This is a genomic window from Streptomyces sp. NPDC001530 (assembly GCF_042894545.1).
Classification (GTDB): domain Bacteria; phylum Actinomycetota; class Actinomycetes; order Streptomycetales; family Streptomycetaceae; genus Streptomyces.
Window position 1 is genome coordinate 97,391 of sequence record NZ_JBIAVS010000007.1, and the last position, 24,939, is coordinate 122,329.

Annotated in this window: 23 protein-coding genes; 7 read left to right on the plus strand and 16 right to left on the minus strand. The window is 70.7% G+C overall.

Annotated elements, in window-relative coordinates:
• Position 1: 1 nt before the first annotated feature.
• The 5 genes from ACFY0T_RS15530 to chpD form a co-directional block, all read right to left on the minus strand.
• Positions 2-217 carry a hypothetical protein gene (locus ACFY0T_RS15530; RefSeq protein ID WP_388869635.1) on the minus strand — a complete coding sequence of 72 codons (216 nt, stop codon included), beginning with the start codon at positions 215-217 and terminating at the stop codon, positions 2-4.
• Between the two features lie 161 nt (positions 218-378).
• Positions 379-870 carry a DUF5949 family protein gene (locus ACFY0T_RS15535; protein ID WP_388869637.1) on the minus strand — a complete coding sequence of 164 codons (492 nt, stop codon included), beginning with the start codon at positions 868-870 and terminating at the stop codon, positions 379-381.
• 236 nt (positions 871-1,106) lie between these two features.
• Positions 1,107-1,403: a hypothetical protein gene (locus ACFY0T_RS15540; RefSeq protein WP_388869639.1), complete on the minus strand. Its 297-nt coding sequence runs from the start codon at positions 1,401-1,403 to the stop codon at positions 1,107-1,109.
• A 267-nt stretch (positions 1,404-1,670) separates the two neighbouring features.
• Positions 1,671-1,910: a chaplin gene (locus ACFY0T_RS15545; protein ID WP_388869642.1), complete on the minus strand. Its 240-nt coding sequence runs from the start codon at positions 1,908-1,910 to the stop codon at positions 1,671-1,673.
• Positions 1,911-2,161: 251 nt separating this feature from the next.
• Positions 2,162-2,401, minus strand: a complete 240-nt coding sequence (gene chpD / locus ACFY0T_RS15550; protein ID WP_388869645.1) for a chaplin ChpD — start codon at positions 2,399-2,401, stop codon at positions 2,162-2,164.
• A gap of 336 nt (positions 2,402-2,737) precedes the next feature.
• Between chpD and ACFY0T_RS15555 the strand changes: the two genes are divergently transcribed.
• Positions 2,738-3,148 (plus strand): rodlin, encoded by a 411-nt coding sequence (locus ACFY0T_RS15555; RefSeq protein WP_388869648.1) that lies wholly within the window; start codon positions 2,738-2,740, stop codon positions 3,146-3,148.
• 227 nt (positions 3,149-3,375) lie between these two features.
• Positions 3,376-3,783: a rodlin gene (locus ACFY0T_RS15560; RefSeq protein ID WP_388869651.1), complete on the plus strand. Its 408-nt coding sequence runs from the start codon at positions 3,376-3,378 to the stop codon at positions 3,781-3,783.
• Between the two features lie 60 nt (positions 3,784-3,843).
• On the opposite strand, the gene ACFY0T_RS15565 is transcribed toward ACFY0T_RS15560, so the two are convergent.
• From ACFY0T_RS15565 to ACFY0T_RS15585, 5 genes are all read right to left on the minus strand, one after another.
• Positions 3,844-5,763 carry an AMP-dependent synthetase/ligase gene (locus ACFY0T_RS15565; RefSeq protein ID WP_388869655.1) on the minus strand — a complete coding sequence of 640 codons (1,920 nt, stop codon included), beginning with the start codon at positions 5,761-5,763 and terminating at the stop codon, positions 3,844-3,846.
• Positions 5,764-5,845: 82 nt separating this feature from the next.
• Positions 5,846-7,432 (minus strand): von Willebrand factor type A domain-containing protein, encoded by a 1,587-nt coding sequence (locus ACFY0T_RS15570; RefSeq protein WP_388869658.1) that lies wholly within the window; start codon positions 7,430-7,432, stop codon positions 5,846-5,848.
• A 213-nt stretch (positions 7,433-7,645) separates the two neighbouring features.
• On the minus strand, positions 7,646-8,509 hold the full coding sequence (locus tag ACFY0T_RS15575) for an ABC transporter permease (protein WP_388869661.1): 864 nt from the start codon (positions 8,507-8,509) through the stop codon (positions 7,646-7,648).
• On the minus strand, positions 8,506-11,151 hold the full coding sequence (locus ACFY0T_RS15580; RefSeq protein WP_388869664.1) for an alpha/beta fold hydrolase: 2,646 nt from the start codon (positions 11,149-11,151) through the stop codon (positions 8,506-8,508). Before ACFY0T_RS15580 ends, ACFY0T_RS15575 begins: the two co-directional genes overlap by 4 nt.
• A gap of 308 nt (positions 11,152-11,459) precedes the next feature.
• Positions 11,460-12,869 (minus strand): APC family permease, encoded by a 1,410-nt coding sequence (locus ACFY0T_RS15585; protein WP_388869667.1) that lies wholly within the window; start codon positions 12,867-12,869, stop codon positions 11,460-11,462.
• Positions 12,870-13,298: 429 nt separating this feature from the next.
• Here ACFY0T_RS15585 and ACFY0T_RS15590 point away from each other — a divergent pair, with 429 nt between their 5' ends.
• On the plus strand, positions 13,299-14,147 hold the full coding sequence (locus tag ACFY0T_RS15590) for a hypothetical protein (protein ID WP_388869670.1): 849 nt from the start codon (positions 13,299-13,301) through the stop codon (positions 14,145-14,147).
• 55 nt (positions 14,148-14,202) lie between these two features.
• On the opposite strand, the gene mmsA is transcribed toward ACFY0T_RS15590, so the two are convergent.
• From mmsA to iolC, 5 genes are read right to left on the minus strand one after another with little or no spacing between them, the layout of a single operon-like run.
• Positions 14,203-15,705, minus strand: coding sequence for a CoA-acylating methylmalonate-semialdehyde dehydrogenase (gene mmsA, locus ACFY0T_RS15595; protein WP_388869673.1), 1,503 nt, complete (start codon positions 15,703-15,705; stop codon positions 14,203-14,205).
• A gap of 14 nt (positions 15,706-15,719) precedes the next feature.
• A complete protein-coding gene (iolD, locus tag ACFY0T_RS15600) occupies positions 15,720-17,603 on the minus strand; it encodes a 3D-(3,5/4)-trihydroxycyclohexane-1,2-dione acylhydrolase (decyclizing) (protein WP_388869676.1) in 1,884 nt (627 codons plus the stop codon).
• Positions 17,600-18,433, minus strand: coding sequence for a 5-deoxy-glucuronate isomerase (gene iolB, locus ACFY0T_RS15605; RefSeq protein WP_388869679.1), 834 nt, complete (start codon positions 18,431-18,433; stop codon positions 17,600-17,602). The genes iolD and iolB overlap by 4 nt, the downstream gene beginning before the upstream one ends.
• Positions 18,434-18,440: 7 nt before the next feature.
• Positions 18,441-19,418 (minus strand): deoxyribose-phosphate aldolase, encoded by a 978-nt coding sequence (locus ACFY0T_RS15610; protein ID WP_388869682.1) that lies wholly within the window; start codon positions 19,416-19,418, stop codon positions 18,441-18,443.
• On the minus strand, positions 19,415-20,365 hold the full coding sequence (gene iolC, locus ACFY0T_RS15615; RefSeq protein WP_388869685.1) for a 5-dehydro-2-deoxygluconokinase: 951 nt from the start codon (positions 20,363-20,365) through the stop codon (positions 19,415-19,417). Before iolC ends, ACFY0T_RS15610 begins: the two co-directional genes overlap by 4 nt.
• A 122-nt stretch (positions 20,366-20,487) precedes the next feature.
• On the opposite strand from iolC, the gene ACFY0T_RS15620 reads away from it, so the two are divergent.
• The 4 genes from ACFY0T_RS15620 to ACFY0T_RS15635 all read left to right on the plus strand — a co-directional run bounded on the left by ACFY0T_RS15620 (position 20,488) and on the right by ACFY0T_RS15635 (position 23,882).
• Complete coding sequence (locus tag ACFY0T_RS15620; RefSeq protein WP_388869687.1) at positions 20,488-21,441, plus strand: sugar phosphate isomerase/epimerase family protein; 954 nt, start codon at positions 20,488-20,490, stop codon at positions 21,439-21,441.
• Positions 21,442-21,563: 122 nt separating this feature from the next.
• Complete coding sequence (locus ACFY0T_RS15625) at positions 21,564-22,589, plus strand: helix-turn-helix domain-containing protein (RefSeq protein ID WP_388869689.1); 1,026 nt, start codon at positions 21,564-21,566, stop codon at positions 22,587-22,589.
• Between the two features lie 418 nt (positions 22,590-23,007).
• The gene (locus ACFY0T_RS15630; RefSeq protein ID WP_388869691.1) at positions 23,008-23,208 is read left to right on the plus strand and encodes a helix-turn-helix transcriptional regulator; all 201 of its coding nucleotides are present in this window, start codon (positions 23,008-23,010) and stop codon (positions 23,206-23,208) included.
• A gap of 86 nt (positions 23,209-23,294) precedes the next feature.
• Positions 23,295-23,882: a GNAT family N-acetyltransferase gene (locus ACFY0T_RS15635; RefSeq protein WP_388869693.1), complete on the plus strand. Its 588-nt coding sequence runs from the start codon at positions 23,295-23,297 to the stop codon at positions 23,880-23,882.
• On the opposite strand, the gene ACFY0T_RS15640 is transcribed toward ACFY0T_RS15635, so the two are convergent.
• Positions 23,863-24,906 (minus strand): zinc-dependent alcohol dehydrogenase family protein, encoded by a 1,044-nt coding sequence (locus ACFY0T_RS15640; RefSeq protein ID WP_388869696.1) that lies wholly within the window; start codon positions 24,904-24,906, stop codon positions 23,863-23,865. The two genes, ACFY0T_RS15635 and ACFY0T_RS15640, sit on opposite strands and share 20 nt — an antisense overlap.
• Between the last annotated feature and the right edge of the window lie 33 nt (positions 24,907-24,939).

Consider the following 24,939-nt stretch of genomic DNA (forward strand, 5'->3'; position numbering starts at 1 on the left):
GTCACAGCAGGTCGGCGGCCGCCCGCAAGGCGGCCGCCGACCTGCTGTTCCCTGTACGGGTCGAGTCCCAGCCCGGTAGTGCAGATCCGGGGCGCGGCGGGATCAGCGGCGCGTCCACGGACAGTCCGGGCGTGAACGTGCCGAGGCCGGACGCGGGCGTGCGGGCGTCGAGGCGGTTGAAGCCGTCCCCGAGAAGGTGCGGGAGCGGCGTCTGCACCCTCCCCCCGGGCAGCCCAGCGTTGAGGGGCAGTCGCGGCAGGACTCGCTCCGGCAGCAGGTGGCCCTCGACGTACCGCGGCCTGATGACGATCCTGAGAACGGCATCGGCGCGATGCGCGTGCGCTGCCGCGCTCGGCGGCGACGGCCGCGGCAGGCTGTTCAGCCGCGCAGGTTGCGCACGGGCAGAAGGACATGCGTCGCCCTCTTCAGCGTCTCCTCGTCGCCCGCGAAGGCGGCCAGGGCTTCCGCTTCGACGGGGCGGCCCGGCTCGGCCTCGGGCCAGGGGCGCGTCGTGAAGATGAAATAGGCAAACCCACGTTCGCCGACCGCAGCCAGCCACTCCGGCGGCGCGGTGCACTGGGCGTCGAGGCGCGGCATGCTGACCATCGCCTGGCCCGCCTCGACAAGGAGGCGGATCGGCAGGCTCGGTCGGGTGAAGCCGTCGACAAGCCCCTCACCGATGGGCAGGCCGATGGTTCGCAGCAACTGCTCGACGGCGACCGTGGAGGCCTCCGGACCGCCTTCGCCGAGGGAATAGGCCAGCAGGTAAGGCATGTCGCCGTCGGGCGCATCACCGCTCCAGGCGATGACGGCGAGAGTGCCGAGATCGGCAGCCGAAAATGGGCGCGTTTCGCTTGAGGTTGAGGTCATCGCGGAATCCTATCGATGGGCCGGAACACGTCCGGCCGCTTTCTCACCCGGGTGATTCCCCCAGGGGACGACCACGCGGACGAGGGGCCGTCGTCGAACAATTCGAAGCGCCGATCGTTGCCCCGGGGCAACGCCCGCGGCCATTCCGGCGGCGGCAGATCCCAGAGCCGCCTTCTTGGAATTGCCGGCGGGTCGGAGGAAGAGGCTTGAGAAGACACGCCGCTGAAATGAGCCGCCTACTTCTGGAGCGGAAGCCCACCGAGAAGCCCTCCGGGCAGGCCGGCCTCGTTGACGTTGTCCACCGCGTCCTGCGCAGTGCCGACCAGGGAGTGCTGGTGCTCCGTGTCGAGCATGTCCGTATGCAGGGGCTGAACGTCGAGCAACTCCTCGCTCGCCCGGCTGCTGATCGTGTCCAGCCCACCGTTGAGGCTGGTGGGCGTGAGATCCGAGGCGTCGTTCGCAAAGGCGGGCACGGCAACGCCGACGATGACCATCGAGCCCGCAACGACGGCGGCAGCCTTCAGCGACTTCATCCTGTTCCTTTCTTCGGCAACTCTCGCCGCCGGATGGAATTCTCCTTGCTCAGACATCCTGCATGCCTGCTCCCCACTGCTTCCTGGCTAACGAGCCCCCGTCTCGGCGGAAACCCCGGGCTTCGAACATTCCTGGATTCCACCCATTGGGGTGGCGCGTCTCGTCCGGGATTCCCCGCAGAAGACGGGGAACGCGAGTGAAACAAGGGCGACATGCGTCGGCCGCCCTCCCCTTCGGGAGGGCGGCCGGAAGAGTCCGCGACTGCGTCAGTCGTTGGCGCAGGTGTTGCCGAACGCCGGGTTCAGCAGCCCGATCACGTTCACGGTGTTTCCGCATGCGTTGACCGGAACGTGGATCGGGACCTGCACGACGTTGCCCGACAGGACGCCGGGAGACTGGGAGGCGGAGCCCGTCGCCCCGCTGTCGGCAGCGGCGACGCCGGCGGCGCCCGCCACGGCTGCTACGGCAACAGAGGACAGGGCCAGGCCCTTCGCGATACGAGACATGGAAAAGCGCTCCTTGGGAGTTGGTACAAACACCGGGCGGGACACCCGCGCCCTGGATCAACGCATGGCGGCGGCCCGGGTTGTGCCGCCGATGGGGTGATCTCCCCTGTACGGCTGCTGACCGCTGCCCCCTGAGGCAGCCTGTCGCGCTCTCGTCCCCTCCTGCCCGACGCAGCGGAAAAGCCGGCCTTGGAACCGGAAAGGGCGGTCCAAGGCCGGCCGTGTCACAGCCGAGCGACCCGTGCGCTGCGTCAGTCGTTCATGCAGCTGTTGCCGAACGCCGGGTTCAACAGGCCGATGACAGCGAGGGAGTTGCCGCACACATTGACAGGAACGTGGACGGGGACCTGGATGACGTTGCCCGACAGCACACCCGGGGAGCCGCTGGCGGCGCCCTCGGCACCGGCGTCGGCGAAGGCCGGGGCGGCCATCCCCATGGCCATGATTGCCCCGGCGACGACAGCAGCGCTCTTCTTGTGCTTCACGCGCATTCCCTTCTATGCGGTCATGCCCCAAATGGCGGCCGAAACCGAGCGAGCACAGCTTGAACGGCTCGCACCATGACCTGCAATCCGTAAACGAGGAATAGACGCCGAAGAAACGACACAACGTACCCCTCGCGGGAATTCACCCGAATCGCCCCGCGCAATTCACCCGGAAACATTCCAGCCCATGGGCCTGCCCTTTTCCTCGCCACTGCCGGACCACACCGGGATGTCCGACTTCACCGCTTGGGCCATCGGGGTGAATTACAGGAACTTCGGGCGGTCAAGGCAGTTGATCCAGGGTGCTCCGGTGGACGGGGTTTTTTCAGAAGGGACTAGTCAGTGATCAAGAAGGTTATGGCCACTGCGGCAGTCGCCGCATCCATCGTTGGTGCCTCCGCTGCCGCCGCGCCGCAGGCTCTGGCGATCGGCGACGACAGTGGCACGACGTCCGCCAGCGGCACCGGTGCCGTCCAGAGTTTCGGCAACTCCTCCACGTACGGCAACATGAGCCCGCAGATGGCCCTCATCCAGGGTTCGTTGAACAAGCCCTGCGTGGGTCTGCCGGCCAAGCTCAACGCCGGCTCGATCGTCGGCGTCGTACCGGTCGCCGTCCAGGACATCCCGGTCCTGTCGGCTCCGCAGAACCAGCAGTGCGTCGAGAACTCCACTCAGGCCAAGGGCGACGAGCCGCTGTCGCACGTCCTGGACGACGTCCCCGTCCTGTCCGCCAACGGCACCAACAACGGCTGAGCCCTCGGACCCACCGCGGCGGGTCACCGGTTCTCCGGTGACCCGCCTGCTCGTCTTCGTCACGCGACGACGACCAGACGGTGCGCGGAAGCAAGCCGGAACACCCGTGGCGCTGAGAGGGGAACCGGGCGCTCCGCCAATCGGGTTACATCCGCAACCTTGTCACGGGCCGCACAGTTGATCACGCGAGACTCCGAAGCGGAGTCCGCTTTCCGAAGGGAATGAACATGAAGAAGCTGTGGGCAACCGCGGCTATCGCTGCTTCCGTTGCCGGCATGTCGGCCGCGGCCGCGCCGCAGGCTCTGGCGCTCGGCGACGACAATGGCACGACGTCCACCAGCGGCGTTGGTGCCACGCAGAGTTTCGGCAACTCCTCCACGCAGGGCGACATGAGCCCGCAGCTCTCGCTGGTCCAGGGTTCGCTGAACAAGCCCTGCGTGGGTCTGCCGGCCAAGCTCAACGCCGGCTCGATCGTCGGCGTCGTGCCGGTCAGCGTCCAGGACATCCCGGTTCTGTCGGCTCCGCAGAACCAGCAGTGCGTCGAGAACTCCACCCAGGCCAAGGGCGACGAGCCGCTGTCGCACATCCTGGACGACGTCCCCGTCCTGTCCGCCAACGGCACCAACAACGGCTGAGCCCTCGGGTCCACCGCGGCGGGTCACCGGTTTTCCGGTGGCCCGCCGTTACGTTGCGCGTCAGCCCCGGTACAGCGCCTCGATCTCGGTCGCGTACGCCGCCGTCACCGCGTGCCGCTTGACCTTCACGGACGGGGTGAGCAAGCCGTTGTCCTCGGTGAACTCGCCCTCCACCAAGGCGAATCGGCGGATGGACTCGGCCCGGGAGACCGCCTCGTTGGCGTAGTCGACCGCCTTCTGGACGTCGGCGCGCATCCGGGGGTCACGGACGACCTCGGGCAGTGGGGTGTCCGAGGGCAGTTTGCGAACGGTGAGCCAGTGGGCGACGGACTCGGGGTCCAGCGTGATCAGGGCGGCGACGTACGGGCGGTTGTCGCCGACGACGAGGCACTGGCCGACCGGCGGGCGGCTGCGCAGCCGGTCCTCCAGGACGGCGGGCGAGACGTTCTTGCCGCCGGAGGTGACGAGGATGTCCTTCTTGCGCCCGGTGATGGTGAGGTAGCCGTCCTTGTCCAGGGCGCCGAGGTCGCCGGTGGCGAACCAGTCGTCCCGCAGCACCGCGTCCGTCGCCGCCGGGTTGTTCCAGTAGGCGCCGAAGACGACGCCGCCCTTGATGAGGACCTCGCCGTCGTCGGCGATCCGGACGGCCGTGCCCGGGACCGGCAGGCCGACCGTGCCGGGGCGGGGTTTCAGGGGCGGGACGAGGGTGGCGGCGGCGGTGGTCTCGGTCAGTCCGTAGCCCTCGTAGACGATGATTCCGGCCGCGTAGAAGAAGAGGTTGAGGTTGCGGTCGAGCGGGGAGCCGCCGCTGATGGCGTAGCGGGCGCGGCCACCGAGTTCCTTGCGGATACGGCGGTAGACCAGCAGGTCGTACAGCGCCCAGGCGGCGTACAGGCCGGGCCCCGGCCCCTTGCCCACGCCGAGGAACTTGTTCAGGTACGCCTCTCCGAAGCGGACGCCGATGCGGTCGGCGCGGTCGAAGGAGGCGCCCCGGCCGATCTTCTCGGCGGTGGCGCGGCCGGTGTCGTGGATCTTCTCGAAGAGGTACGGGACGCCGACGAGGAAGGTGGGGCGGAACTGCCTTAGTGCGGGCCGGAGTTCGTCCGGCTTGATGCTCGGGCAGTGGCCGACCTCGATGCGGGCCATCAGGCAGGCGATCTGGAGGGTGCGGCCCATGATGTGGGCGAGCGGGAGGAAGAGGAGCGTCGAGGCGATCTGGCCGGTGACCTCCTTGAAGACGGGGTGCAGCAGCTCAACCGTGTTGGCGGCCTCGGCGTAGAGATTGGCGTGGGTGAGGACGCAGCCCTTGGGTTTGCCGGTGGTTCCGGAGGTGTAGCAGACCGTCGCCACCGTGTCGGGGGTGAGGCCGGCGCGGCGCTTGGTGACCTCCTCGTCCGGGATGTCCCGTCCCAGGGTGGTGAGTTCACCGATCGCGCCGCCGTCGAGTTGCCATACCCGCGGGGGTTCGGGGTGCCGGGCCGTGCCGGTGGCCACGGTGTCCGCGTTCTCGGCGGTCTCGACGATCACGAAACGCGCGCCCGAGTCCCTTATGATCCACTCCACTTGCTCGGCGGACGAGGTCGCGTAGATCGGGACGGTCTGGCCGCCGGCCGCCCAGATCGCGAAGTCGAGGACCGTCCATTCGTAGCGCGTACGGGACATCACCGCGACCCGGCCGCCCGGTTCGAGCCCCGCCGCGATCAACCCCTTCGCGGTGTCGGTGACTTCGCGGGCGAAGGCGGCCGCGGTCACCGGATTCCAGGCGCCGTGTTCCTCGCGGCGCAGGACCACCGCGTCGGGGGCCTCGGCCGCGTTGGTGAAGGGCAGGTCGGCGGTGCTGCCGGTGGTGGGGCTCGGTGCCAGACGGGCGGTGCGCGCCTCGCGGACCGTGCCGGTCGCGTCCCTGCTCAGCTCCACCTTGCTGCGACCGGCCAGGTCGGAGCGCTTCTTGGCCCGCTTCAGATCCTTGCGTACGCCCATGACGGCTCCCGGTCGCAGGGTCCCTACTCGTGGGGAAACTTACTCGCGCGTAAGGGAAATTCAATGGATTGCGCACGGTCCGCTATCCGGAGCAGCCCACCTCGCAGTTGTCCATCCGGCTCGCCTGCTCGACCGCGGTCGCGAGGCCGCCCACCGCCTCGTCCTCCGAGGTCTTCGCGAGTGTGCGGGCGCGGGCGGCGAGTTCGTCCAGGGGAAGGGCGCCGGGGAGGGTGCTGCTCCAGCGGGCGTCGTCCGCGCGCAGGGCGTCGGCGAAGTGGGCGGCCACGGCGGCGACTTGGAAGGTGGTGGGTGAGGTCCACAGGTCGTCGTGGAGGGCGGCGGTCTCCAGCTGGCCGGATTCCTCGTGCGGGGCGCGGCTGTCGGGGTCGAGCCAGCGGACGCTCGCGGTGGCGAGGTGGCCGGAGGCGCCGGGCTTGGTGCGGACGGCGTAGAGGGCCGTGACCGTGTGGCCGGGGCCCACCTCGCCGCCGTCCACCCGGTCGTCGCGGAAGTCCTCGTCGGCGACCTTGCGGTTGTCGTAGCCGATCAGCCGGAACTGCTCGACCGTCTGCGGGTCGAAGGCGACCTGCGCCTTGGCGTCGCGGGCGGTGAGGTCGATGTTCTGCGGGAGTTGCTCGCAGAAGACCTTGCGGGCGTCGTCCTCGTTCGAGACGTACGTGGTGTGGCCGTCGCCCTTGTCGGCGAGGCGCTCCATCAGGGCGTCGCCGTAGTCGCTGCCGACGCCGACGCCGAAGAGGGTGATGCCGTGCCGGCTGCGGGCGGAGGAGATGCGCTCCAGGATCGAATCGGCGTCCGTGTCACCGGTGTTGGCGAGCGCGTCGGAGATCAGGACGACACGGTTGGTGGCGCCCTCGCGCCGGCCTTCGACCGCCGTGTCGTACCCGGTGTCCACGCCCGCGCCGAGGTTGGTCGAGTCCTGCGGCTCCAGGCTGTCGATCGCGTCGTGCACGCGGCCGCGGTGGTCGCCGAGGCGGGTCATCGGCAGGACGGTCTCGGCGTCGTCGCTGAAGGTGACGAGGGCGACCGAGTCGTCGTCGCGCAACCGGTCGGTCATCACGTCGAGGGAGTCCTTGGCCAGGTCGAGGCGGCCCGGCTCGTCCATCGAGCCGGAGACGTCGATGACGAAGGTGAGGGCGGCGGGCGGGCGTTCCCGGTCGCTCTCGGCGGCGCGGGTGGCGAGGCCGACCCGGACCAGCGACCAGCGCTCGTCGTCGGTGCGGGCGCCGTCGACGGTGACCGAGAAGCCGTTGCCGTCGGGGCGTTCGTAGGTCTGGCGGAAGCTGTTGACGAACTCCTCGGGGCGGATGGTGGAGGGGTCGGGGATCCTTCCGTTCGCGAGGGTGCGACGGGCGTAGCCGTACGAGGCGGTGTCGACGTCGAGGGCGAAGGTGGAGAGGTAGTCGGGGGACGGCGCGAGTTCGCGATCGGGGGCGCCGGTCTGCTCACCCTGCCGCTCGCCCTCGGCCGCGCCGCCCGAGGGCTGGGCGGGAGCGGGCAGGGGGAGGTTGCGGCCGCCGGACTTGTCCGCGCTGTTCGACGAGTTGTCGCCGCTGCTCGCGCTGCAGCCCGTCAGCAGCACGGCGCCCGCCGCCGTCAGCGCGAGCAGCGTGCCGCGCAGTCGACGGCATCCCGCAGCCCGCGGTCCCATGGCTGCCGATACCGTGGCCTTCGGCCACCTGGCCGTGGTCCGTATGTGGTCCATCCCCATCTGTGCCCCCTCGGTGAGTGGCCTTTGTATGGGCCGACGTCTGTGACTGTGACGTCCGAGGGGGCCGGGATGTGCGCTACGGAGCGTTGCGGATGGATCTCAAAGCGGCCACGGCGGGCGGCCGTTGAGACCGGTGGGTGATCTTCCGGAGACCTACGACACGATGTCCTTGCGCCGGAAACCACGGAAGGCCAGGGCGAACAGCACGAGCGCGTACGTTATGGAAATCGCCGTGCCCTGGATCATGCCGCCCCACTCCGGGGTCGGCTGGACGGCGTCGGCCCACGCGAACTGCCAGTGCGCGGGCAGGAAGTCGCGCCAGTCGCCGAGGGCGGTGACCGCGTCCAGTACGTTCCCCACGATCGTCAGACCGACCGCGCCGCCGACCGCGCCGAGCGGGGCGTCCGTCTTGGTCGACAGCCAGAACGCGAGCCCCGCGGTGACCAGTTGGGACACGAAGATGTACGCGATCACCACGAGGAGCCGCTGGGTCGCGGTACCGGCGGAGAGCGCTCCGCCGGTGGGGATCTCCAGTGGCCCCCAGCCATAGGCGGCGGTGCCCACGGCCAGCGCGACGACCGGCAGCAGCACCATCGCGGCGAGGCTGAGGCCGAGGGCGACGGTGAGCTTGGACCACAGCAGCCGGGCCCGGGGCACGGGGGCCGCCAGCAGATAGCGCAGCGACGACCAGCTCGCCTCGGAGGCGATCGTGTCCCCGCAGAACAGCGCGACGGGGATCACGAGCAGGAAGCCCGCGGAGACGAAGAGGTTCACCGCGGCGAAGTTGGCGCCCGACGCGGTGGCCGTGTCCATCAGCGTGACCTGGCCGTTCCGCGCGCCCGGTTCACCGCCGATCGCGAACGCCGCGACGAGGACGAAGGGCAGCACCGCGAGGATCGCCCCCATCACGAGGGTGCGGCGCCGCTTCAACTGCCGGATCAGCTCCACGCGCAACGGAAGCGTGCGCCGCGCCCGGTACCCGTCGGCCGTCTCGGTGCGCTCGACGAGCGTGCTCATGCTGAGCCTCCGATCAGGGTGAGGAACGCGTCTTCCAGGCGGCGGTGGGGGCCCACCGATGCCACGGGCACTTCGAGCCGTACGAGCTCCACGACCAGGCGTTCCGCGCTTCCGTCGGGGTCGAGGCGGACCAGCAGCCCGCCCTCGGCCGCGACGGCCGAGGCCACGCCCGGCAGCGCGCCGACCTTCTCGACGACCGGCTCCTCCACGGGGGAGCCGGTGCCGACGAGGAGGGTGTCGCCGGAGCCGACGATCTCGCTCACCGGGCCCGCCTGGATCAGCCGGCCGCGGTCCATGACCACCAGGTGTGTGCAGGACTGCTCGACCTCCGCGAGGAGATGGCTGGAGACGATGACCGTGCGGCCGGCGGCGGCGTAACGGATCATGACCTCGCGCATCTCGCGGATCTGTGGCGGGTCGAGGCCGTTGGTCGGTTCGTCGAGGATGAGGAGGTCCGGGAGGCCGAGCATCGCCTGGGTGATGGCGAGGCGCTGGCGCATGCCTTGCGAGTAGGTGCGGACCGCGCGGGCCAGCGCGTCGCCGAGGCCCGCGATCTCCAGCGCCTCCTCCAGGTGGGCGTCCTCCAGGGGACGGCCGGTCGCCTGCCAGTACAGCTCCAGGTTCTCGCGGCCCGAGAGGTGCGGGAGGAAGCCCGCGCCCTCGACGAACGCCCCGACCCGGGAGAGCACCGGAGCGCCGGGCCGGATCGCGTGCCCGAAGACCCGGATCTCGCCGCCGTCCGGCTTGATCAGGCCCATGAGCATGCGCAGGGTGGTCGTCTTGCCCGCGCCGTTCGGCCCGAGCAGGCCCAGCACCTGGCCCTTCTCCACGCGGAACGACAGGTCCCGTACCGCGTACCGGTCCGCCGACTTCGCGTACCGCTTGCTCAAGTCCGTGATCTGGAGCGGGACTTCGGCGAGTTCCGGATCGGGCGCGCCGGCCGTCGTGAGGCGGCGGCCCGTCAGCAGGAGCGCCAGCGCGACCAGCGCTCCGGCGAGCGGCAGCCACCACACCCAGGCGGGCAGCGGCGCGGCGGCGGTCGTCACGCCGGTGGCCGTCGGGACCTTGAGGTCGCCCTTCAGGGAGACCGTGTACGTGGCCGGGGCCGCCGGTGAGGCGTAGCCGAGGTCCGTCGAGGCGAGGACGAGCTTCAGCCGGTGGCCCTTCTGCACCTCGTGGTCGACGGCGGGCAGGGTGATCGTGACGTCCTTGCCGGTCTTCGCGCCCTCGACCCGCAACGGCGTGACGAGCTGCGAGGGCAGCACCTGCTGCGCGCCGCCCGGTCCGACGTCGTACACCTTCCCGAAGAGGACCGCGTCGTCGGTGCTCGACGTGACATGCACCGTCACCGTCGGCGATCCGGTGATCCGCAGGTCGTCGCCGAAGGGCGAGGACTCGAACTGCGCGTACTGGCCCGGGAAGTCGAGCGAGACGCCGACTCCGAGGGACGAGAGCTGGGCGAGGCCGCCCGAGCCGCCCAGGCCGGGAAGGGCCGAGATCGCGGGTGGGCTGGCCCCCGCCGGGTTCTGGAAGGTCTGCTCGCGTCCGGCCAGCACGATCGCGTGCCGTCCGCTCTCCAGTCCGGGATAGGTGTCCCCGCTCGCGCCCCTCAGCTGGGCGGCGCCGTCGGTGGAGTCGATGCCTCCGGTGCGGGTGACCCTGAAGGCGGGGCCCGTGTCGGCGTTCTTGTCGTCCTTCAGATAGCGGTCGAACCATGAGGCGACCCGGGACTGGACGCGGTCCGTCTCCATGTCGCCGCCGTCGTGCCCACCGGAGATCCAGTCGACGTCCACGGGGGCGCCGTTGGCCCTGATCGCCTTGGCCATCGCGTCGGCCTGGCCGAGCGGGAAGAGGGAGTCGGACTGGCCCTGCAGGATGAGCGTGGGCACCTTGATGCGGTCGCCGACCGCGGAGGGGCTGCGCTCCTCCAGCATCTTCGTGGCCGTCGCGTCCGGCTTCCCCGACTCCGCGACCCGGTTGTACATCGCGCACAGCTGGGCCTCGAACTGGTCGCAGCCGCCACCGGAGTTGATGAAGATGCCGGCCCAGAGCTTCTTGAAGACCCCGTTCGGGAACAGGGCGTCCGCCAGGTTCCAGTACGTGATCGCCGGGGCGATCGCGTCGACCCGCTGGTCGTGGCCGGCGGCCAGCAGGGAGATCGCCCCGCCGTACGAGGCGCCGGTGACGCCCACGCGCGGGTCGCCGCTCTTGTCGAGCTGGACCTCGGGGCGTTTCGCCAGCCAGTCGATGAGCTTCGAGACGTCGGCGACCTCGCCCCTGGGGTCGTTCAGCCCGATCTTCCCCGTCGACCTGCCGAAGCCGCGCGCCGACCAGGTCAGCACCGCGTACCCGTCGCGGGCGAGCTTCTCCGCCTCGTCCCGTACGTCTTGCTTGCTGCCGCCGAAGCCGTGCCCCAGAAGGACGGCGGGGCGGCGGGCCGAGGAGGCGCCCGCGGTGAAGTACGAGGTGTCGATCCGTACCCCGCCGCCCATGGCCATGACGCGGTCGGCGCGGTGCACGGGCGGGGTGTCGTCCGAGGCGACAGCCGTCCACGTGCCGCCGCCGGCGAGCACGACGACGGCTGCGGCCGCGGCCGCCATCCACCGTCGGGGCCCGCGCAGTCGGGGCAGTCGAAGATCCATGCCTCAACGGTACGGGCGCCCACCGACAACCGATGCAGCCACCGGGCTGAACCCCCGCCCCTCCCACAGGAGTACGGGACCGGCCCGGCGTACCGCGTCCGTGGTACGAACGGCCCATGGAGGGCCACCGCCTCTTCCTCGCCGGGCCCTCGCCGTCCTCGCCCGGGAACGCGGCTACTACGGGATACGCGATGTGGGTCGGCGTCGACGCCGGAAACGACGTCGCCCCTGCCACCTACCGCAGCGCGGGTGGCAAGGACGACGGGTCGTGCTCGGTGGTGACCTGGGACTTCACATGAGGCGTACGACTACGCCCGCGCGTCCTCCGGGATGGACACCAGCCAGCGGGTCTCGCGGCGCGGCCGCAGGTAGAAGGCCCAGTACAGGGTGGCGACGGCGGTGATGCCACCGGTCCAGAGCAGGTAGCTCGTCTCCTGCTGGCTCAGGATGTAGGCGAGGACGGCGATCAGCAGGACCGGCATAGCGGGCCACAGCGGCATGCGCCAGGCGGACGTGTGGGCGTGCTTGCCGCGTCGGGCGAGCAGCGCGGCGACCGCGACCAGCAGGTACATGCCCGTCACCGATACGCCCGTGACGCCGTACAGGGTGTCCAGGTTGACGAAGCACAGGGCCGCGCCGGGGACGCCCACCGCGAGGGTGGCGACCCAGGGGGAGCCGAAGCGGCCGAGCCGCGAGAGGCCCTTGTTGACGGGCTCGGGCCACGCCTTGTCGCGGGCCGAGGCGAACAGCACGCGCGAGTTCTGGATGACCATGACGATGCCTGCGTTGATGATCGCGAGGGCGACGCAGAGGCTGACGAAGGTGCCGACGGCGGAGTTCGACCAGGCCGTGACCATGCTGCTGATGTCGCCGCCGGTCAGGGCCGACAGGTCGGAGGCGCCCATGGTGATCGCGACGACCGGGACCAGGATGATGACCGTGGAGATGGCGAGGGTGGCCAGGACCGTACGGGCGACGTTGCGGCGCGGGTTCTCCAGTTCCTCGGAGAGGTAGACCGCGGTCGAGAAGCCCTGGGTGACGAAGAGGGCGATCGCGAGGCCGGAGACGACCAGCATGGCCGTCACGGTGTCGGTGTGACCACCGGAGCCCGCCACCTGCATCGAGACCAGGCTGCCGACGCCGCGCTCGCTGTGCGCGAAGCCCAGGACCGCCACGACGGCCGCCGCGATGACTTCGAGGACGAGGAAGACGCCGGTGATCCAGGCGTTGGCCCGCAGGTCGAGCAGGCCCGCGAGGGTGGCCAGGATCATCACTCCCGCGCCCGCCATCGACGGGTCCAGGTGCACGATCGGTGCCAGGTAGTCCGCCGTGCCCATCGCGATCACCGGCGGCACGATCATGACGACCAGGAGGGAGAGTACGAAGACCAGCCAGCCCGCGAGGCGTCCGGCCATCGTGGAGACCATGGCGTACTCGCCGCCCGCGCTGGGGATGAGCGTGCCCAGCTCCGAGTAGCAGAACGCCACGGCGATACAGAGCAGCGAACCGATCGCGATGGTGAGGGCGGTCGCCGTGCCGAGGGACGAGAACAGGTCGGGCACGACCACGAAGAGCGTGGAGGCGGGCGTCACGCAGGAGAGCGTCAGCAGCGTGCCGCCGACGATGCCGATGGAGCGCTTGAGCTTTTGGGGGCTCCCGGAGGCCGTGGGGGCGGCATCCGGGACGGCGGTCTCGACAGGGCGGAGCGTGTCGGTCATGAAGCGGTTCCGATCGACTCGTGCGTCAGGTGGTTCGGGCGGGAGCGATATCGCCTCCGGCGGCTCGCGTCGTACGTCTCTCGTCCGCTCCCGCCGTTGATGGAACCTTGACGGAAACCGTTGCGTCAATGGCCGTTTACCTACGGAATCCGCACTAGCGGAGCGACCCACATCACATCGCTTTCCCAGGTCTCTACCCTTCAATTCGGCAATCATCAAGATCCAGCAAAGTGTAACCTTGCTTTCGAAGGCCATATCAACAGATTGCCTGCGCTACCCGTTTCATCACCCCATGACGAGAACCGCAGTCGGAGCCCTGAAATTCGCCAGGATTGGTCCGCACTCCGGACGCCTGCCGGCGCGTAGTCGTGTCAGGGCCTGCCATTAGAGTCCTGGCGCACAGAAGAAACACAGACAGGGGTGGGGAACATGAGGCACATGCGGGGCGTGGTCTGGGCGGGGGTGGCCGCGGCGGCGCTGGCCGGGACGACCGGATGCAGCGCGGAGACCACGAAGAAGACGGCCGAGGCGGTCAGCCACGCCGACACGATCATGGCGGCGCTGGGGCGGGCGACGGACCGGACGGAGGCCCTGGGCTCGGCCGAGGTCAAGATGACCACCGAGCTGAACGGCGGCGCCCCCATAGCCATGGAGGGCACCTACTCCTGGGGCGACGGCTTCGCGTACGACGTCGAGATGGACACCAAGGCCGCGAAGATGGAGACGCTGACGGACGACCCGTCGATCCGCATGCTGCTCGTGGACGGCGTCTACTACTACGACACCGACCCGCAGCCCTCCGGTCCGCTCAGGGGCAAGGAGTGGATGAAGGTCGACGCGTCGGCCATGTTCGGCGAAAAGGGTGCCCAGGCGCTCAGCGGGAACTCGGCCGCCGGCAGCCCGGCGGCCACCATGAAGGGCCTCAAGTACGCGAACGACGTCGAGGACCTCGGCAAGGAGACCGTCGACGGCAAGAGCACGACCCACTACCGGGCCGTGATCGACAAGGACCACATGGGCAAGTTCAAGGACGCCTACGGGTCCGGCAACCAGGGCACCCTCTTCAACTCCGTGACCGGCGGCTCCGACTCGATCACCATGGACGTCTGGGTCGGCGCCAAGGACCTGCCGGTCCGCCTCAAGGAGGTGTTCGGCACCGTGACGGTCACCATGGACTTCAAGAAGTTCGGCGCCACGGCCGACGTGAAGGCCCCGCCCGCCGCGCAGACCGGTGACGTCACCGAGCTGATGAAGAAGGCCGCCGAGGAGCAGCAGTAGGGCTGCACACGACGGTGCCCCGCCCCCGGACGACGGGCGGGGCACCGAAGGCACCTCAGTGGTTGCGCGGGAAGCCCAGGTCGACGCCGGCCGGCGCCTCGGACGGGTCCGGCCAGCGGGTGGTGACGACCTTGCCGCGGGTGTAGAAGTGCGTGCCGTCGTTGCCGTAGATGTGGTGGTCGCCGAAGAGCGAGTCCTTCCAGCCACCGAAGGAGTGGTAGCCGACGGGGACCGGGATCGGGACGTTCACGCCGACCATGCCCGCCTCGATCTCCAGCTGGAAGCGGCGGGCGGCGCCGCCGTCCCGGGTGAAGATCGCGGTGCCGTTGCCGAAGGGGGAGGCGTTGATCAGCGCCACGCCCTCCTCGTAGGTGTCGACGCGCAGCACGCACAGGACCGGGCCGAAGATCTCGTCCTTGTAGGCGTCCGCCGTCACCGGCACGTGGTCGAGGAGCGAGAGGCCGATCCAGTGGCCGTTCTCGAAGCCCTCGACCGTGTAACCCGTGCCGTCGAGGACGACCTCGGAGCCCTGGTCGGCGGCGCCCTTCACATACGACGCCACCTTGTCGCGGTGCGCGGCCGTGATCAGCGGGCCCATCTCGGAGGCCGGGTCGTTGCCGGGGCCGATCTTGATCTTCTCGGCGCGCTCGCGGATCTTCTCCACCAGCTCTTCGCCGATCGCGCCGACCGCGACGACGGCGGAGATCGCCATGCAGCGCTCGCCCGCGGAACCGTAGGCGGCCGAGACGGCGGCGTCCGCGGCCGCGTCCAGGTCGGCGTCCGGGAGGACCAGCATGTGGTTCTTGGCGCCGCCCAGGGCCTGGACGCGCTTGCCGTTCGCCGAGGCCGTGGTGTGGATGTAGCGGGCGATCGGCGTCGAGCCCACGAAGGAGACGGCGGCGACGTCCGGGTGCTCCAGGAGGCGGTCGACGGCGACCTTGTCACCGTGGACGACGTTGAAGACGCCGTCGGGCAGACCGGCCTCGGCGAGCAGCTCGGCGACCTTCATCGAGGCCGACGGGTCCTTCTCCGACGGCTTCAGCACGAAGGTGTTGCCGCACGCGATGGCGATCGGGAACATCCACATCGGCACCATGGCCGGGAAGTTGAACGGCGTGATGCCGGCGACGACACCGAGCGGCTGCCGGATCGAGGACACGTCGACCCGGGAGGCCACCTCGGTCGACAGCTCGCCCTTCAGCTGCACGGTGATCCCGCACGCCAGGTCGACGATCTCCAGGCCGCGGGCGACCTCGCCGAGCGCGTCGGAGTGGACCTTGCCGTGCTCGGCGGTGATCAGCTCGGCGATCTCGTCGCGGTGGGCGTCGAGCAGCGCGCGGAACTTGAAGAGGATCGAGGTCCGCTTGGCCAGCGACGAGGTGCCCCACGTCGCGTACGCGTCCTTCGCGGCGGCGACCGCGGCGTCCACCTCGTCGACGGTCGCGAAGGCGACCTGGGTGGTCACGGCGCCGGTCGCCGGGTCGGTGACCGGCCCGTACGTACCCGACACACCCTCGACGGTCTTCCCACCGATCCAGTGGTTGACGGTCTTCGTCATGGCCAAAAACTCCTTCACAGATGGCGGCGTCGGGCGGCGACGTGCCGGTCGTACTCCTCGCGCGCCTTGACCGCCGACGATCGGGTCGCGGTCTCGGCCACGGGTACATCCCACCAGGCTTGGGCCGGAGGCGCGCCCGACACTGTGTCTGCCGTTTCGGTCTCCACGTAGACACATGTGGGAGTGTCCGCCGCCCGCGCCTCGGCAAGGGCCGCCCGCAGGTCACGCACCGTCTTCGCGCGTAGGACCCGCATGCCCAGGCTGGCCGCGTTGGCGGCGAGATCCACGGGCAGCGGCGCCCCCGTGTACGTACGGTCCTCGGAGCGGTAGCGGTACGCGGTGCCGTACCGCTCGCCGCCGACGGACTCGGAGAGGCCGCCGATGGAGGCGTACCCGTGGTTCTGCAGGATGAGGACCTTGATCGCGACGCCCTCCTGGACGGCGGTGACGATCTCGGTCGGCATCATCAGATAGGTGCCGTCGCCGACCAGCGCCCACACGGGACGGTCGGGGGCCGCCATCCGTACGCCGATCGCGGCGGGGATCTCATAGCCCATGCACGAGTAGCCGTACTCGACGTGGTACTGGTCCTGCGACCGCGCCCGCCACAGTTTGTGCAGGTCACCGGGGAGCGAGCCGGCCGCGTTGATCAGGATGTCGTCCTCGTCGACCAGCTCGTCGAGTATGCCGAGGACCTGCGGCTGGGTGGGCCGGATGTCGACGTCCTCGGCCTCGTACGCCGCGTCGACGCGGTACTCCCAGCGCTCCTTGTCGTCCGTGTACTCGGTGACGTACGCGGGCTCGGCGCGGTGGCCGTGCAGCGTGAGCCCCTCGGTGAGCTCTTCGAGTCCCGCCTTCGCGTCCGCGATCACCGTCTGCCCGGCGAGCTTGTGGCCGTCGTACGGCGCGATGTTGAGGTTCAGGAAGCGGACGTTCGAAGCGGCGAAGAGGGTGCCGGAGGCGGTGGTGAAGTCGGTGTAGCGGGTGCCGACGCCGATCACCAGGTCGGCGGTGCGGGCGAGTTCGTCGGCGGTCGCCGTGCCGGTGTGGCCGATGCCGCCGACGTCCTGCGGGTGGTCCCAGCGCAGGGAGCCCTTGCCCGCCTGTGTGGAGGCGACCGGGATGCGGGTGGCGGAGGCGAGTTCGGCGAGCGCCTCCTCGGCGCGGCTGTGGTGGACACCGCCGCCCGCGACGATGAGGGGGCGGCGGGCCTCGCGGATCGCGTGCACGGCGGCAGCCAGTTCGGACGCGTCGGGCGCGGGGCGGCGTACGGTCCAGGTCCGCTCCTGGAAGAACTCCTCCGGCCAGTCGTAGGCCTCCGCCTGCACGTCCTGCGGCAGCGCGAGCGTGACGGCGCCGGTCTCGACGGGGTCGGTGAGCATGCGCATGGCCTGCAGGGCGGCCGGGATCAGCGCCTCCGGGCGTGTGATGCGGTCGAAGTACTTCGACACCGGGCGCAGACAGTCGTTGACCGACACATCGCCCGCGTACGGGACTTCGAGCTGCTGGAGCACCGGATCGGCGGGGCGGGTCGCGAAGATGTCGCCGGGCAGGAGCAGCACCGGGAGGTGGTTGATCGTCGCGAGGGCGGCGCCGGTGACGAGGTTCGTGGCGCCCGGGCCGATGGAGGTGGTCACGGCGTGCGTGGAGAGACGGTTGGACTGGCGCGCGTACCCGACGGCCGCGTGCACCATGGCCTGCTCGTTACGGCCCTGGTGGTACGGCATGACGTCGCCGTACTCGATGAGCGCCTGCCCGATCCCGGCGACGTTGCCGTGGCCGAAGATGCCCCAGGTGGCGCCGATCAGCCGCCGCCGCTCGCCGTCCCGTTCCGTGTACTGGGCGGCCAGGAACCGCACCAGCGCCTGTGCGACCGTCAGCCTCGTCGTTGAGGTCATCGGTATCCCTCTGTGCTTGCAGTGTCGTCTACGTGTTCCGGGTGGAAGCAGATCCGCCACTCCCGGTCCTTGCCCGGTCCGGCCATGACATTCAGGTAATACATGTCGTGGCCGGGCTGGGCGATGGACGGGCCGTGCCATCCGTCGGGGACGAGGACGGCATCGCCGGTGCGGACCTCGGCGAGGACGTCGGATCCGCCCTCGCGCGAAGGGAATACGCGCTGATAGCCGAATCCGTTCGGGCCGTCGATCTCGAAGTAGTAGATCTCTTCGAGTTCCGATTCAACACCCGGCCGGTGCTCGTCGTGCTTGTGCGGCGGGTACGAGGACCAGTTGCCGCCGGGGGTGATGACCTCGACGGCGATGAGCTTGTCGCAGTCGAAGGCGTCGGCGGAGGCGAAATTGCGCACCTTGCGGGCGCAGTCGCCGCTGCCGCGGTCTTCGACGGGAACCTCCGGCGCGGGGCCGTAGCGGGCGGGGAGTCGGCGCTCGCACTTCGCTCCTGCCAGGGCGAAGCGGCCTCCCGCGCCGGAGGCGATCTGGACCCGGGCGTCACGGGGCACGTACGCGAAGTCGGAGACCCCGGCGAACACGCTCTCCCTGCCCAGGAGTGGGAACTCTTCGTCGTTCTCTGTCCGCACGGTGCAGCCACCGCTGAGCGGAAGGACGATCCACTCGCTGTCACCGGTGGTGAAGGTGTGCGTACCGCCCGGCCCCAGCTCCACGATCCGCAGGCTGCTGTGGGTCCAGCCGGCGCGCTTGGGGTCGATGTCGAGCGCGTAGTTCGCGTCGGCGGTGGTGCCCTTGGGGACGTACAGCTCGTTGGTCATGCGGCCCTCACAGGAGTCCTACGGCGGTGTCCACGGCCGCGGCCACATCGCCGTCCGCCGGGTAGAGCAGCGAACGGCCGACCACCAGCCCCTGGACGGTGGGGAGGTGCAGCGCGCCCCGCCACTTCTCGTACGCGCCCTCCTGGTCCTCGCCGACGTCGCCGCCGAGCAGGACGGCGGGCAGGGTGGAGGTCTCCATGACGCGGGCCATGTCGTCGGGGTTCTCGGTGACGGGGACCTTCAGCCAGGTGTACGCCGAACTGCCGCCCAGGCCGCTGGCGATGGCGATGGACTTGGTGACGGCCTCGGCACTCAGGTCGTTGCGCAGCGTCCCGTCGTCGCGGCGGCGGCACAGGAACGGCTCGACGAAGACCGGGAGTCGGCGCTCCGCCATCTCGTCGATGACCCGCGCAGTGGTCTCCAGGGTGCGCAGCGAGCCCGGGTCGTCGTAGTCGATGCGCAGCAGCAGCTTGCCCGCGTCGAAGCCGAGCCGCTCGATGTCCCGCGGGCGGTACCCGGTGAACCGGTCGTCCAGTTCGAAGGAGGCGCCGGCGAGTCCGCCCCGGTTCATCGAGCCGAGGACCACCTTGCCGTCGAGGGCGCCGAGCAGCAGCAGGTCGTCGAGGATGTCGGCGGTGGCGAGCACACCGTCGACGCCGGGCCGGGACAGGGCGAGGCAGAGCCGTTCGAGGAGGTCGGCGCGGCTCGCCATGGCGAACGTGCGGTCGCCGACGGCCAGCGCGCCCCGGGCCGGATGATCCGCGGCCACGATCATCAGCCGCCCGGAGTCGTTGACGAGGGGGCGGCGCGGGCGGCGCGCGGCGGCCTCGGCGATCGCCTCGGGGTGGTGGGTGCGGGTGCGGACCAGGTCGGCGACGTCGACGTGCCGGTACGGGGACCGGAGTCGCTCGTACGTGGTGGGGGCACCCGTGGGCGCGTCGCCTCCGTCCTCGTGCCGGGCGCCTCCGACGTGGCCCGCCCTCACCGGACGGCTCCCACCGTGAGCGCGTCCTCTACCTCTTCGGGTGTCGGCATCGCGGAGGAGCACTCCAGTCGGGACGCGACGATGGCGCCGGCCGCGTTCGCGTGCCGCATGATGCGCTCCAGGTCCCAGTCGGCGAGCAGTCCATGGCACAGGGAGCCGCCGAAGGCGTCGCCGGCGCCGAGGCCATTGAGGACGGTCACCGGCAGGGGCGGGACCTCGGCGGTGGTGCCGTCGCGGTGGACGGCGAGGACGCCCTTGGGGCCCTGCTTGACGACAGCGAGTTCTACGCCGGCTTCGAGGAGGGCGCGGGCGGCGGCGTGCGGTTCGCGCTCGCCGGTGGCGATCTCGACCTCGTCGACGTTGCCCACGGCGACGGTGGTGTGGCGGAGGGCCTCGGCGTAGAAGGGGCGCGCCGACTCCGGGTCCCTCCAGAACATGGGCCGCCAGTCGAGGTCGAAGACCGTCGTACCGGCTTGGGCGCGGTGGGCCAGCGCCGCGAGGGTCGCCGTGCGGCTGGGCTCCTCGCTCAGACCCGTGCCCGTCATCCAGAAGACGCGGGCCTCGCGGATGGCGTCCAGGTCGAGTTCGTGCGCGTCGATCTCCAGGTCGGGGGCCTTGGGCTGCCGGTAGAAGTAGAGCGGGAAGTCGTCCGGCGGGAAGACCTCGCAGAAGGTGACGGGGGTCGGCAGCCCGGGGACCGGGGTGACCCAGCGGTCGTCGACGCCGAAGTCGCGCAGCGCTTCGTGGAGATAGGTTCCGAAGGGGTCCGCACCCGTCCGGGTGATCACCGCCGTACGCCGTCCGAGCCGGGACGCGGCCACCGCGACGTTCGTCGCCGAGCCGCCGAGGAACTTCCCGAAGGACGTCACCCGTGCCAGCGGGACCCCCGTCTGCAACGGGTACAGGTCCACGCCGATCCGCCCCATGGTGATCAGGTCGTACGCCATCGACTTCCCTTCGCTACGGCTGCCCCCAGGTCTAGTCCCGCGCGGGGAGCCCTGTCAACGTTTTGTCCGGACATTCGGACGAGGTCTTGACACCTCTCCGGGGTCGCCGGAAGCTGACGCCCATGACGTCGTTGTCACCGCAGTCATCGCCTCGGCCGTCGCCGCAGTCACCGCCTCCGTCCTCACTGTCCCGCATCCGGATCGGTTCGGCTCCCGACTCCTGGGGCGTCTGGTTCCCCGACGACCCGCAGCAAGTCCCCTGGCAGCGCTTCCTCGACGAGGTCTCCGCATCCGGGTACGAGTGGATCGAGCTGGGCCCGTACGGCTATCTGCCCACCGATCCGGCCGTCCTCAAGGAGGAGACCGCGCGGCGCGGGCTCACCGTCTCGGCCGGCACGGTCTTCACCGGGCTGCACCGCGGTCCCGAGGTGTGGGAGTCCACCTGGGCGCACGTCTCGGACATCGCGGCGCTCACCCAGGCGATGGGCGCCCAGCACCTCGTCGTCATCCCGGCCTTCTGGCGGGACGACAAGACGGGCGAGGTCCTTGAGGACAGCACGCTGACGCCGACGCAGTGGCGCAATCTCACCGCCCAGACCGAGCGGCTCGCCCATGAGGTGCGCGAGCGCTACGGGCTGCGGATCGTCGTCCACCCGCACGCCGACACGCACATCGACAGCGAGGAGAACGTCACGCGTTTCCTCGACGCGACCGACTCCTCGCTGGTGTCGCTGTGCCTCGACACGGGCCACTACGCGTACTGCGGCGGCGACAGCGTCAAGCTCATCGAGACGTACGGCGAGCGCATCGGCTACCTCCATCTCAAGCAGGTGGACCCGCTGATCCTGGCCGAGGTGCGGGCCAACGAAGTGCCGTTCGGGCCCGCCGTGGCCCGTGGTGTGATGTGCGAACCGCCGTCCGGCGTACCGGCGCTGGAGCCCGTCCTCGCCGCCGCGCAACAACTCGGCGTCGACCTCTTCGCGATCGTCGAGCAGGACATGTACCCGTGCCCGCCGGACAAGCCGCTGCCGATCGCCCGGCGGACCCGGGCGTTCCTGAGGTCCTGCGGGGCGTAGTCGCTCCCGTCGGTCGTCGGGGCCCGCCGAGAGCCCGGGGCTCGGCGGGCCTTCCGGCCCTCTGTGCCGCGTAGCACCATGGGTGATTCCCAGGTGCGGCGGCGACGGGAGGGACGTAACGGATGGCGACGGGAATCGTCTCGCGTGCGGGGTGCGGGCCGGGCGGTGCCTGGCAGACCGTGGTCGCGCTGCCCCATCCGCGGCTGCGGCCCGGCGTGATCAGCTACCGCGGGATCCGGCTCGCCCTCGACGGGCCGCGGCGCAGGCTGGAGGCGCCGATCGGCGCGGCGACGCTGCTGTTGGGCTTCGAACAGCCGGTACGCGTCTCCCGCGCGGGCCGGCCGACCGCCACCCTCGTGTCGGTGTTCTCCGGACCGACCACCACCGCGGCCGTCGGCGAGCACGACGGCCGTCTCATGGGCATCGAGGTGCTGTTGGCGCCGTGGACCGCGTTCACCCTCTTCGGCACACCGCAGTACGAACTCGCCGACCGGACGCTCGACCCCGACGAGCTGCCGCATCTGCTGGGCGCCCGCTCCAGCCGTGACCGCTGCAGCAGCATCGGTGAACTCTCCGCCGCGCTGGCCGTGTTGCCCGGCTGGGCCGAACGGTTCGGGCTGCTCGACGAGGTGTTCGCGCGCTGGGCCGGGGCGGGGACACCGAGTTCACCGCGGGTGGTGCGGGCCTGGGCCCACCTCCAGCGGACTTGGGGTGCGATGCCGGTGCCCCGGCTCGCCGACGAGGTCGGCTGGAGCGTACGGCAGTTGGAGAACCGCTTCCGGGAACAGATCGGGCTCGGGCCGAAGGCGGCGGCGCGGGTGCTGCGGCTGCAGCGGGCGCGGCGGCTGCTCGCGGCGGGGCGGTCGCAGGCCGAGACGGCGGCGGCGTGCGGGTTCTACGACCAGGCGCATCTCAGCGGGGAGTTCAAGGCGATGACCGGGTGCACGCCGCGGGAGTTCACGGCGGCGCGGGGGGCTCCGCCGGAGCCTCGGCCCGGTCCGCCGGGGGACGATCGGATGGCGGGGGAGGCTACGAGCCTGGTGCTCGCTCCCGATCGGAGCGATCGGAACGACCGGAGCGATCCGAACGACCTGAGCGACCAGAGTGATCCGTGTGCGATTTTTTCCAAGACCGGCAGGAGGCGTTGACTGCACGCTGGGGTCTTCCGGCCACGGACCCGGGGGGATACGGGGGTGCGGGGAGCCGGTGGGCCGGGCCCGGCGCAGCGGGTCCGGCCCGCCCTGGTTTGCCCCGCCCTTTCTTACAAGGCACCCGGCGCTGCCGGCTGTGCCCACCGGTCCCGCCCTGCGGGACGACTGCCTACAGCAGTAGCGGTAATCCCTCGCTCCTCGGGCGGCAATTGCGTCGCTCGTGTCACAAAGGACCCCCTTCTGTCACGCATGTCGCGTGTACGCGGGTCTTGGGTCACACCCGGTCTACGGGGGCTGCCCCGTGCTCACGGTGTGTCGTTCACGGGGCACAGGCTTTGATCGCCAGCGCAGCGCCCGGCTCCCCCGACGGCCGCCCCCGGTCGCCGCCGCGGTGCGCGCAGGGAGGTGCCCACGCATGACCGACCGTAGGCTCTGGTCGTACAAGGAGATCGCGGCGCACATCAAGGTGCAGCCGGACACCGTGCGGTCGTACCGCAAGCACGGACTGCTCCCCCCGCCCGACCATGTGGAGGGCGGAAAGCCCTACTGGTACCCGGATACCGTCCGGGCCTGGGTCGCCTCCCGCCCGGGGAGCCGCGGTCGCAGAGAAGACTGAGACATCCCGCTCCGTGCCCCGCCCACGGGTGCGGCACAGCCCCCATTCGTTTGCCCCCGCGCGGGCCGGCCGCCGAGGATCAGCGGATGAGCTTCTCCGTGAAACCCGTCCTGACCGGCGAGAGGACCGTGCTGCGACCGTTCGCCGAGGACGACGTCCCGGTGATGGCGGAGATCCTGGACGACCCCGAGGTTGTCCGGCTCACCGGCAGCCGCGACGAGAAATTCGGCCCGGACCGGCTGCGCTCCTGGTACGGCACGCGCAATGACCAGGACGACAGGCTCGACCTGGGCGTGGTGGACCGGGCGAGCGGCGAACTCGTCGGCGAGGCCGTCCTGAACGAGTGGGACCCGCACAACCACAACTGCTCGTTCCGCATCCTGATCGGCCCCCGGGGCCGGGACCGCGGCCTGGGTACCGAGGCCACCCGGCTGATCGTCGGGCATGCCTTCGAGCAACTCGGCCTGCACCGCGTCTCGTTGTACGTCTTCGCCTTCAACCCGCGAGCCCGCCGCGCCTACGAGAAGGTCGGCTTCGTGACCGAGGGCGTCGAACGGCAGACCCTGCTGAACGAGGGCGACTGGATCGACGCCGTACGGATGTCGATCCTCGCCCACGAGTGGGCCGCCCACCGCGGGCACCCGGAGACGGGTGTCAGCTCCACGGCTCGATGACCGTCACCCCCGTCCCCGGCGCCGCCCCCATCCCCGCCAGCGCCGCCGGCGCCGCGTCCAGCGGGATCGTGGACGTGACCAGGAGGTCGGGGCGCACAGCGCCCGCCCGGACCAGCTCCAGCATCCCCGGATAGGCGTGCGCCGCCATCCCGTGGCTGCCCAGCAGTTCGAGTTCGAGGCCGATCACACGGGCCATCGGGACCGGGGTGGCACCCGTCGGCGAGGGCAGCAGGCCCACCTGGACATGGCGGCCCCGGCGGCGCAGGCCGTTGACCGAGGCCGCGCAGGTGACGGGGGAACCGAGGGCGTCCAGCGACAAGTGTGCGCCGCCGCCAGTCAGTTGGCGCACCGCCTCGGCCGTGTCCTCGACGCGGGATGCGTCCACGCACTCCGCCGCCCCGAACTTCCGTGCCAGGTCGAGCGCCCCCGGTGACACGTCGACGGCCACGACCCTCGCCCCCGACGCCGCCGCGATCATCACCGCCGACAGGCCCACGCCTCCGCAGCCGTGCACCGCGACCCACTCCCCCGCGGCCACCCGCCCCTGCACGGCCACCGCGCGGAACGCCGTGGCGAACCGGCAGCCCAGCGAGGCCGCCGTCGCGAAGGACAGCTCGTCCGGCACCGGGACCAGGTTCACATCGGCGTGGTCGAGGGCCACGTACTGGGCGAAGGACCCCCAGTGCGTGAACCCCGGCTGGGTCTGCCGCTCGCACACCTGCTGGTCGCCCGCCGCGCAGGAGGGGCAGGTACCGCAGGCGCAGACGAAGGGGACGGTGACCCGGTCGCCGGGGTGCCAGCCGGTCACCCGGGCGCCCACCGTCTCGACGACCCCGGCGAGTTCGTGCCCCGGCACATGCGGCAGCGCGATGTCCGGGTCGTGCCCCATCCAGCCGTGCCAGTCGCTCCGGCACAGCCCGGTGGCCTCGACCCGCACCACGACCCCGTGCTCCGCGGGAGTCGGGTCCGCCACCTCACGTACCTCGGCCGGCTCCTCGTACCGCTCGAAGACCACTGCCCGCATCCGTCTCGCCCTCCACCCGGAGATCATCTTCCG

Coding starts and splice junctions, on each gene's coding strand:
- ACFY0T_RS15535 (WP_388869637.1), bottom strand. CDS start 870: ATGACCTCAACCTCAAGCGAAACGCGCCCATTTTCGGCTGCCGATCTC.
- ACFY0T_RS15540 (WP_388869639.1), bottom strand. CDS start 1,403: ATGAAGTCGCTGAAGGCTGCCGCCGTCGTTGCGGGCTCGATGGTCATC.
- ACFY0T_RS15545 (WP_388869642.1), bottom strand. CDS start 1,910: ATGTCTCGTATCGCGAAGGGCCTGGCCCTGTCCTCTGTTGCCGTAGCA.
- chpD (WP_388869645.1), bottom strand. CDS start 2,401: ATGCGCGTGAAGCACAAGAAGAGCGCTGCTGTCGTCGCCGGGGCAATC.
- ACFY0T_RS15560 (WP_388869651.1), top strand. CDS start 3,376: ATGAAGAAGCTGTGGGCAACCGCGGCTATCGCTGCTTCCGTTGCCGGC.
- ACFY0T_RS15565 (WP_388869655.1), bottom strand. CDS start 5,763: ATGGGCGTACGCAAGGATCTGAAGCGGGCCAAGAAGCGCTCCGACCTG.
- ACFY0T_RS15570 (WP_388869658.1), bottom strand. CDS start 7,432: ATGGGACCGCGGGCTGCGGGATGCCGTCGACTGCGCGGCACGCTGCTC.
- ACFY0T_RS15575 (WP_388869661.1), bottom strand. CDS start 8,509: ATGAGCACGCTCGTCGAGCGCACCGAGACGGCCGACGGGTACCGGGCG.
- ACFY0T_RS15580 (WP_388869664.1), bottom strand. CDS start 11,151: ATGGATCTTCGACTGCCCCGACTGCGCGGGCCCCGACGGTGGATGGCG.
- ACFY0T_RS15585 (WP_388869667.1), bottom strand. CDS start 12,869: ATGACCGACACGCTCCGCCCTGTCGAGACCGCCGTCCCGGATGCCGCC.
- ACFY0T_RS15590 (WP_388869670.1), top strand. CDS start 13,299: ATGAGGCACATGCGGGGCGTGGTCTGGGCGGGGGTGGCCGCGGCGGCG.
- mmsA (WP_388869673.1), bottom strand. CDS start 15,705: ATGACGAAGACCGTCAACCACTGGATCGGTGGGAAGACCGTCGAGGGT.
- iolD (WP_388869676.1), bottom strand. CDS start 17,603: ATGACCTCAACGACGAGGCTGACGGTCGCACAGGCGCTGGTGCGGTTC.
- iolB (WP_388869679.1), bottom strand. CDS start 18,433: ATGACCAACGAGCTGTACGTCCCCAAGGGCACCACCGCCGACGCGAAC.
- iolC (WP_388869685.1), bottom strand. CDS start 20,365: ATGGCGTACGACCTGATCACCATGGGGCGGATCGGCGTGGACCTGTAC.
- ACFY0T_RS15620 (WP_388869687.1), top strand. CDS start 20,488: ATGACGTCGTTGTCACCGCAGTCATCGCCTCGGCCGTCGCCGCAGTCA.
- ACFY0T_RS15625 (WP_388869689.1), top strand. CDS start 21,564: ATGGCGACGGGAATCGTCTCGCGTGCGGGGTGCGGGCCGGGCGGTGCC.
- ACFY0T_RS15630 (WP_388869691.1), top strand. CDS start 23,008: ATGACCGACCGTAGGCTCTGGTCGTACAAGGAGATCGCGGCGCACATC.
- ACFY0T_RS15635 (WP_388869693.1), top strand. CDS start 23,295: ATGAGCTTCTCCGTGAAACCCGTCCTGACCGGCGAGAGGACCGTGCTG.
- ACFY0T_RS15640 (WP_388869696.1), bottom strand. CDS start 24,906: ATGCGGGCAGTGGTCTTCGAGCGGTACGAGGAGCCGGCCGAGGTACGT.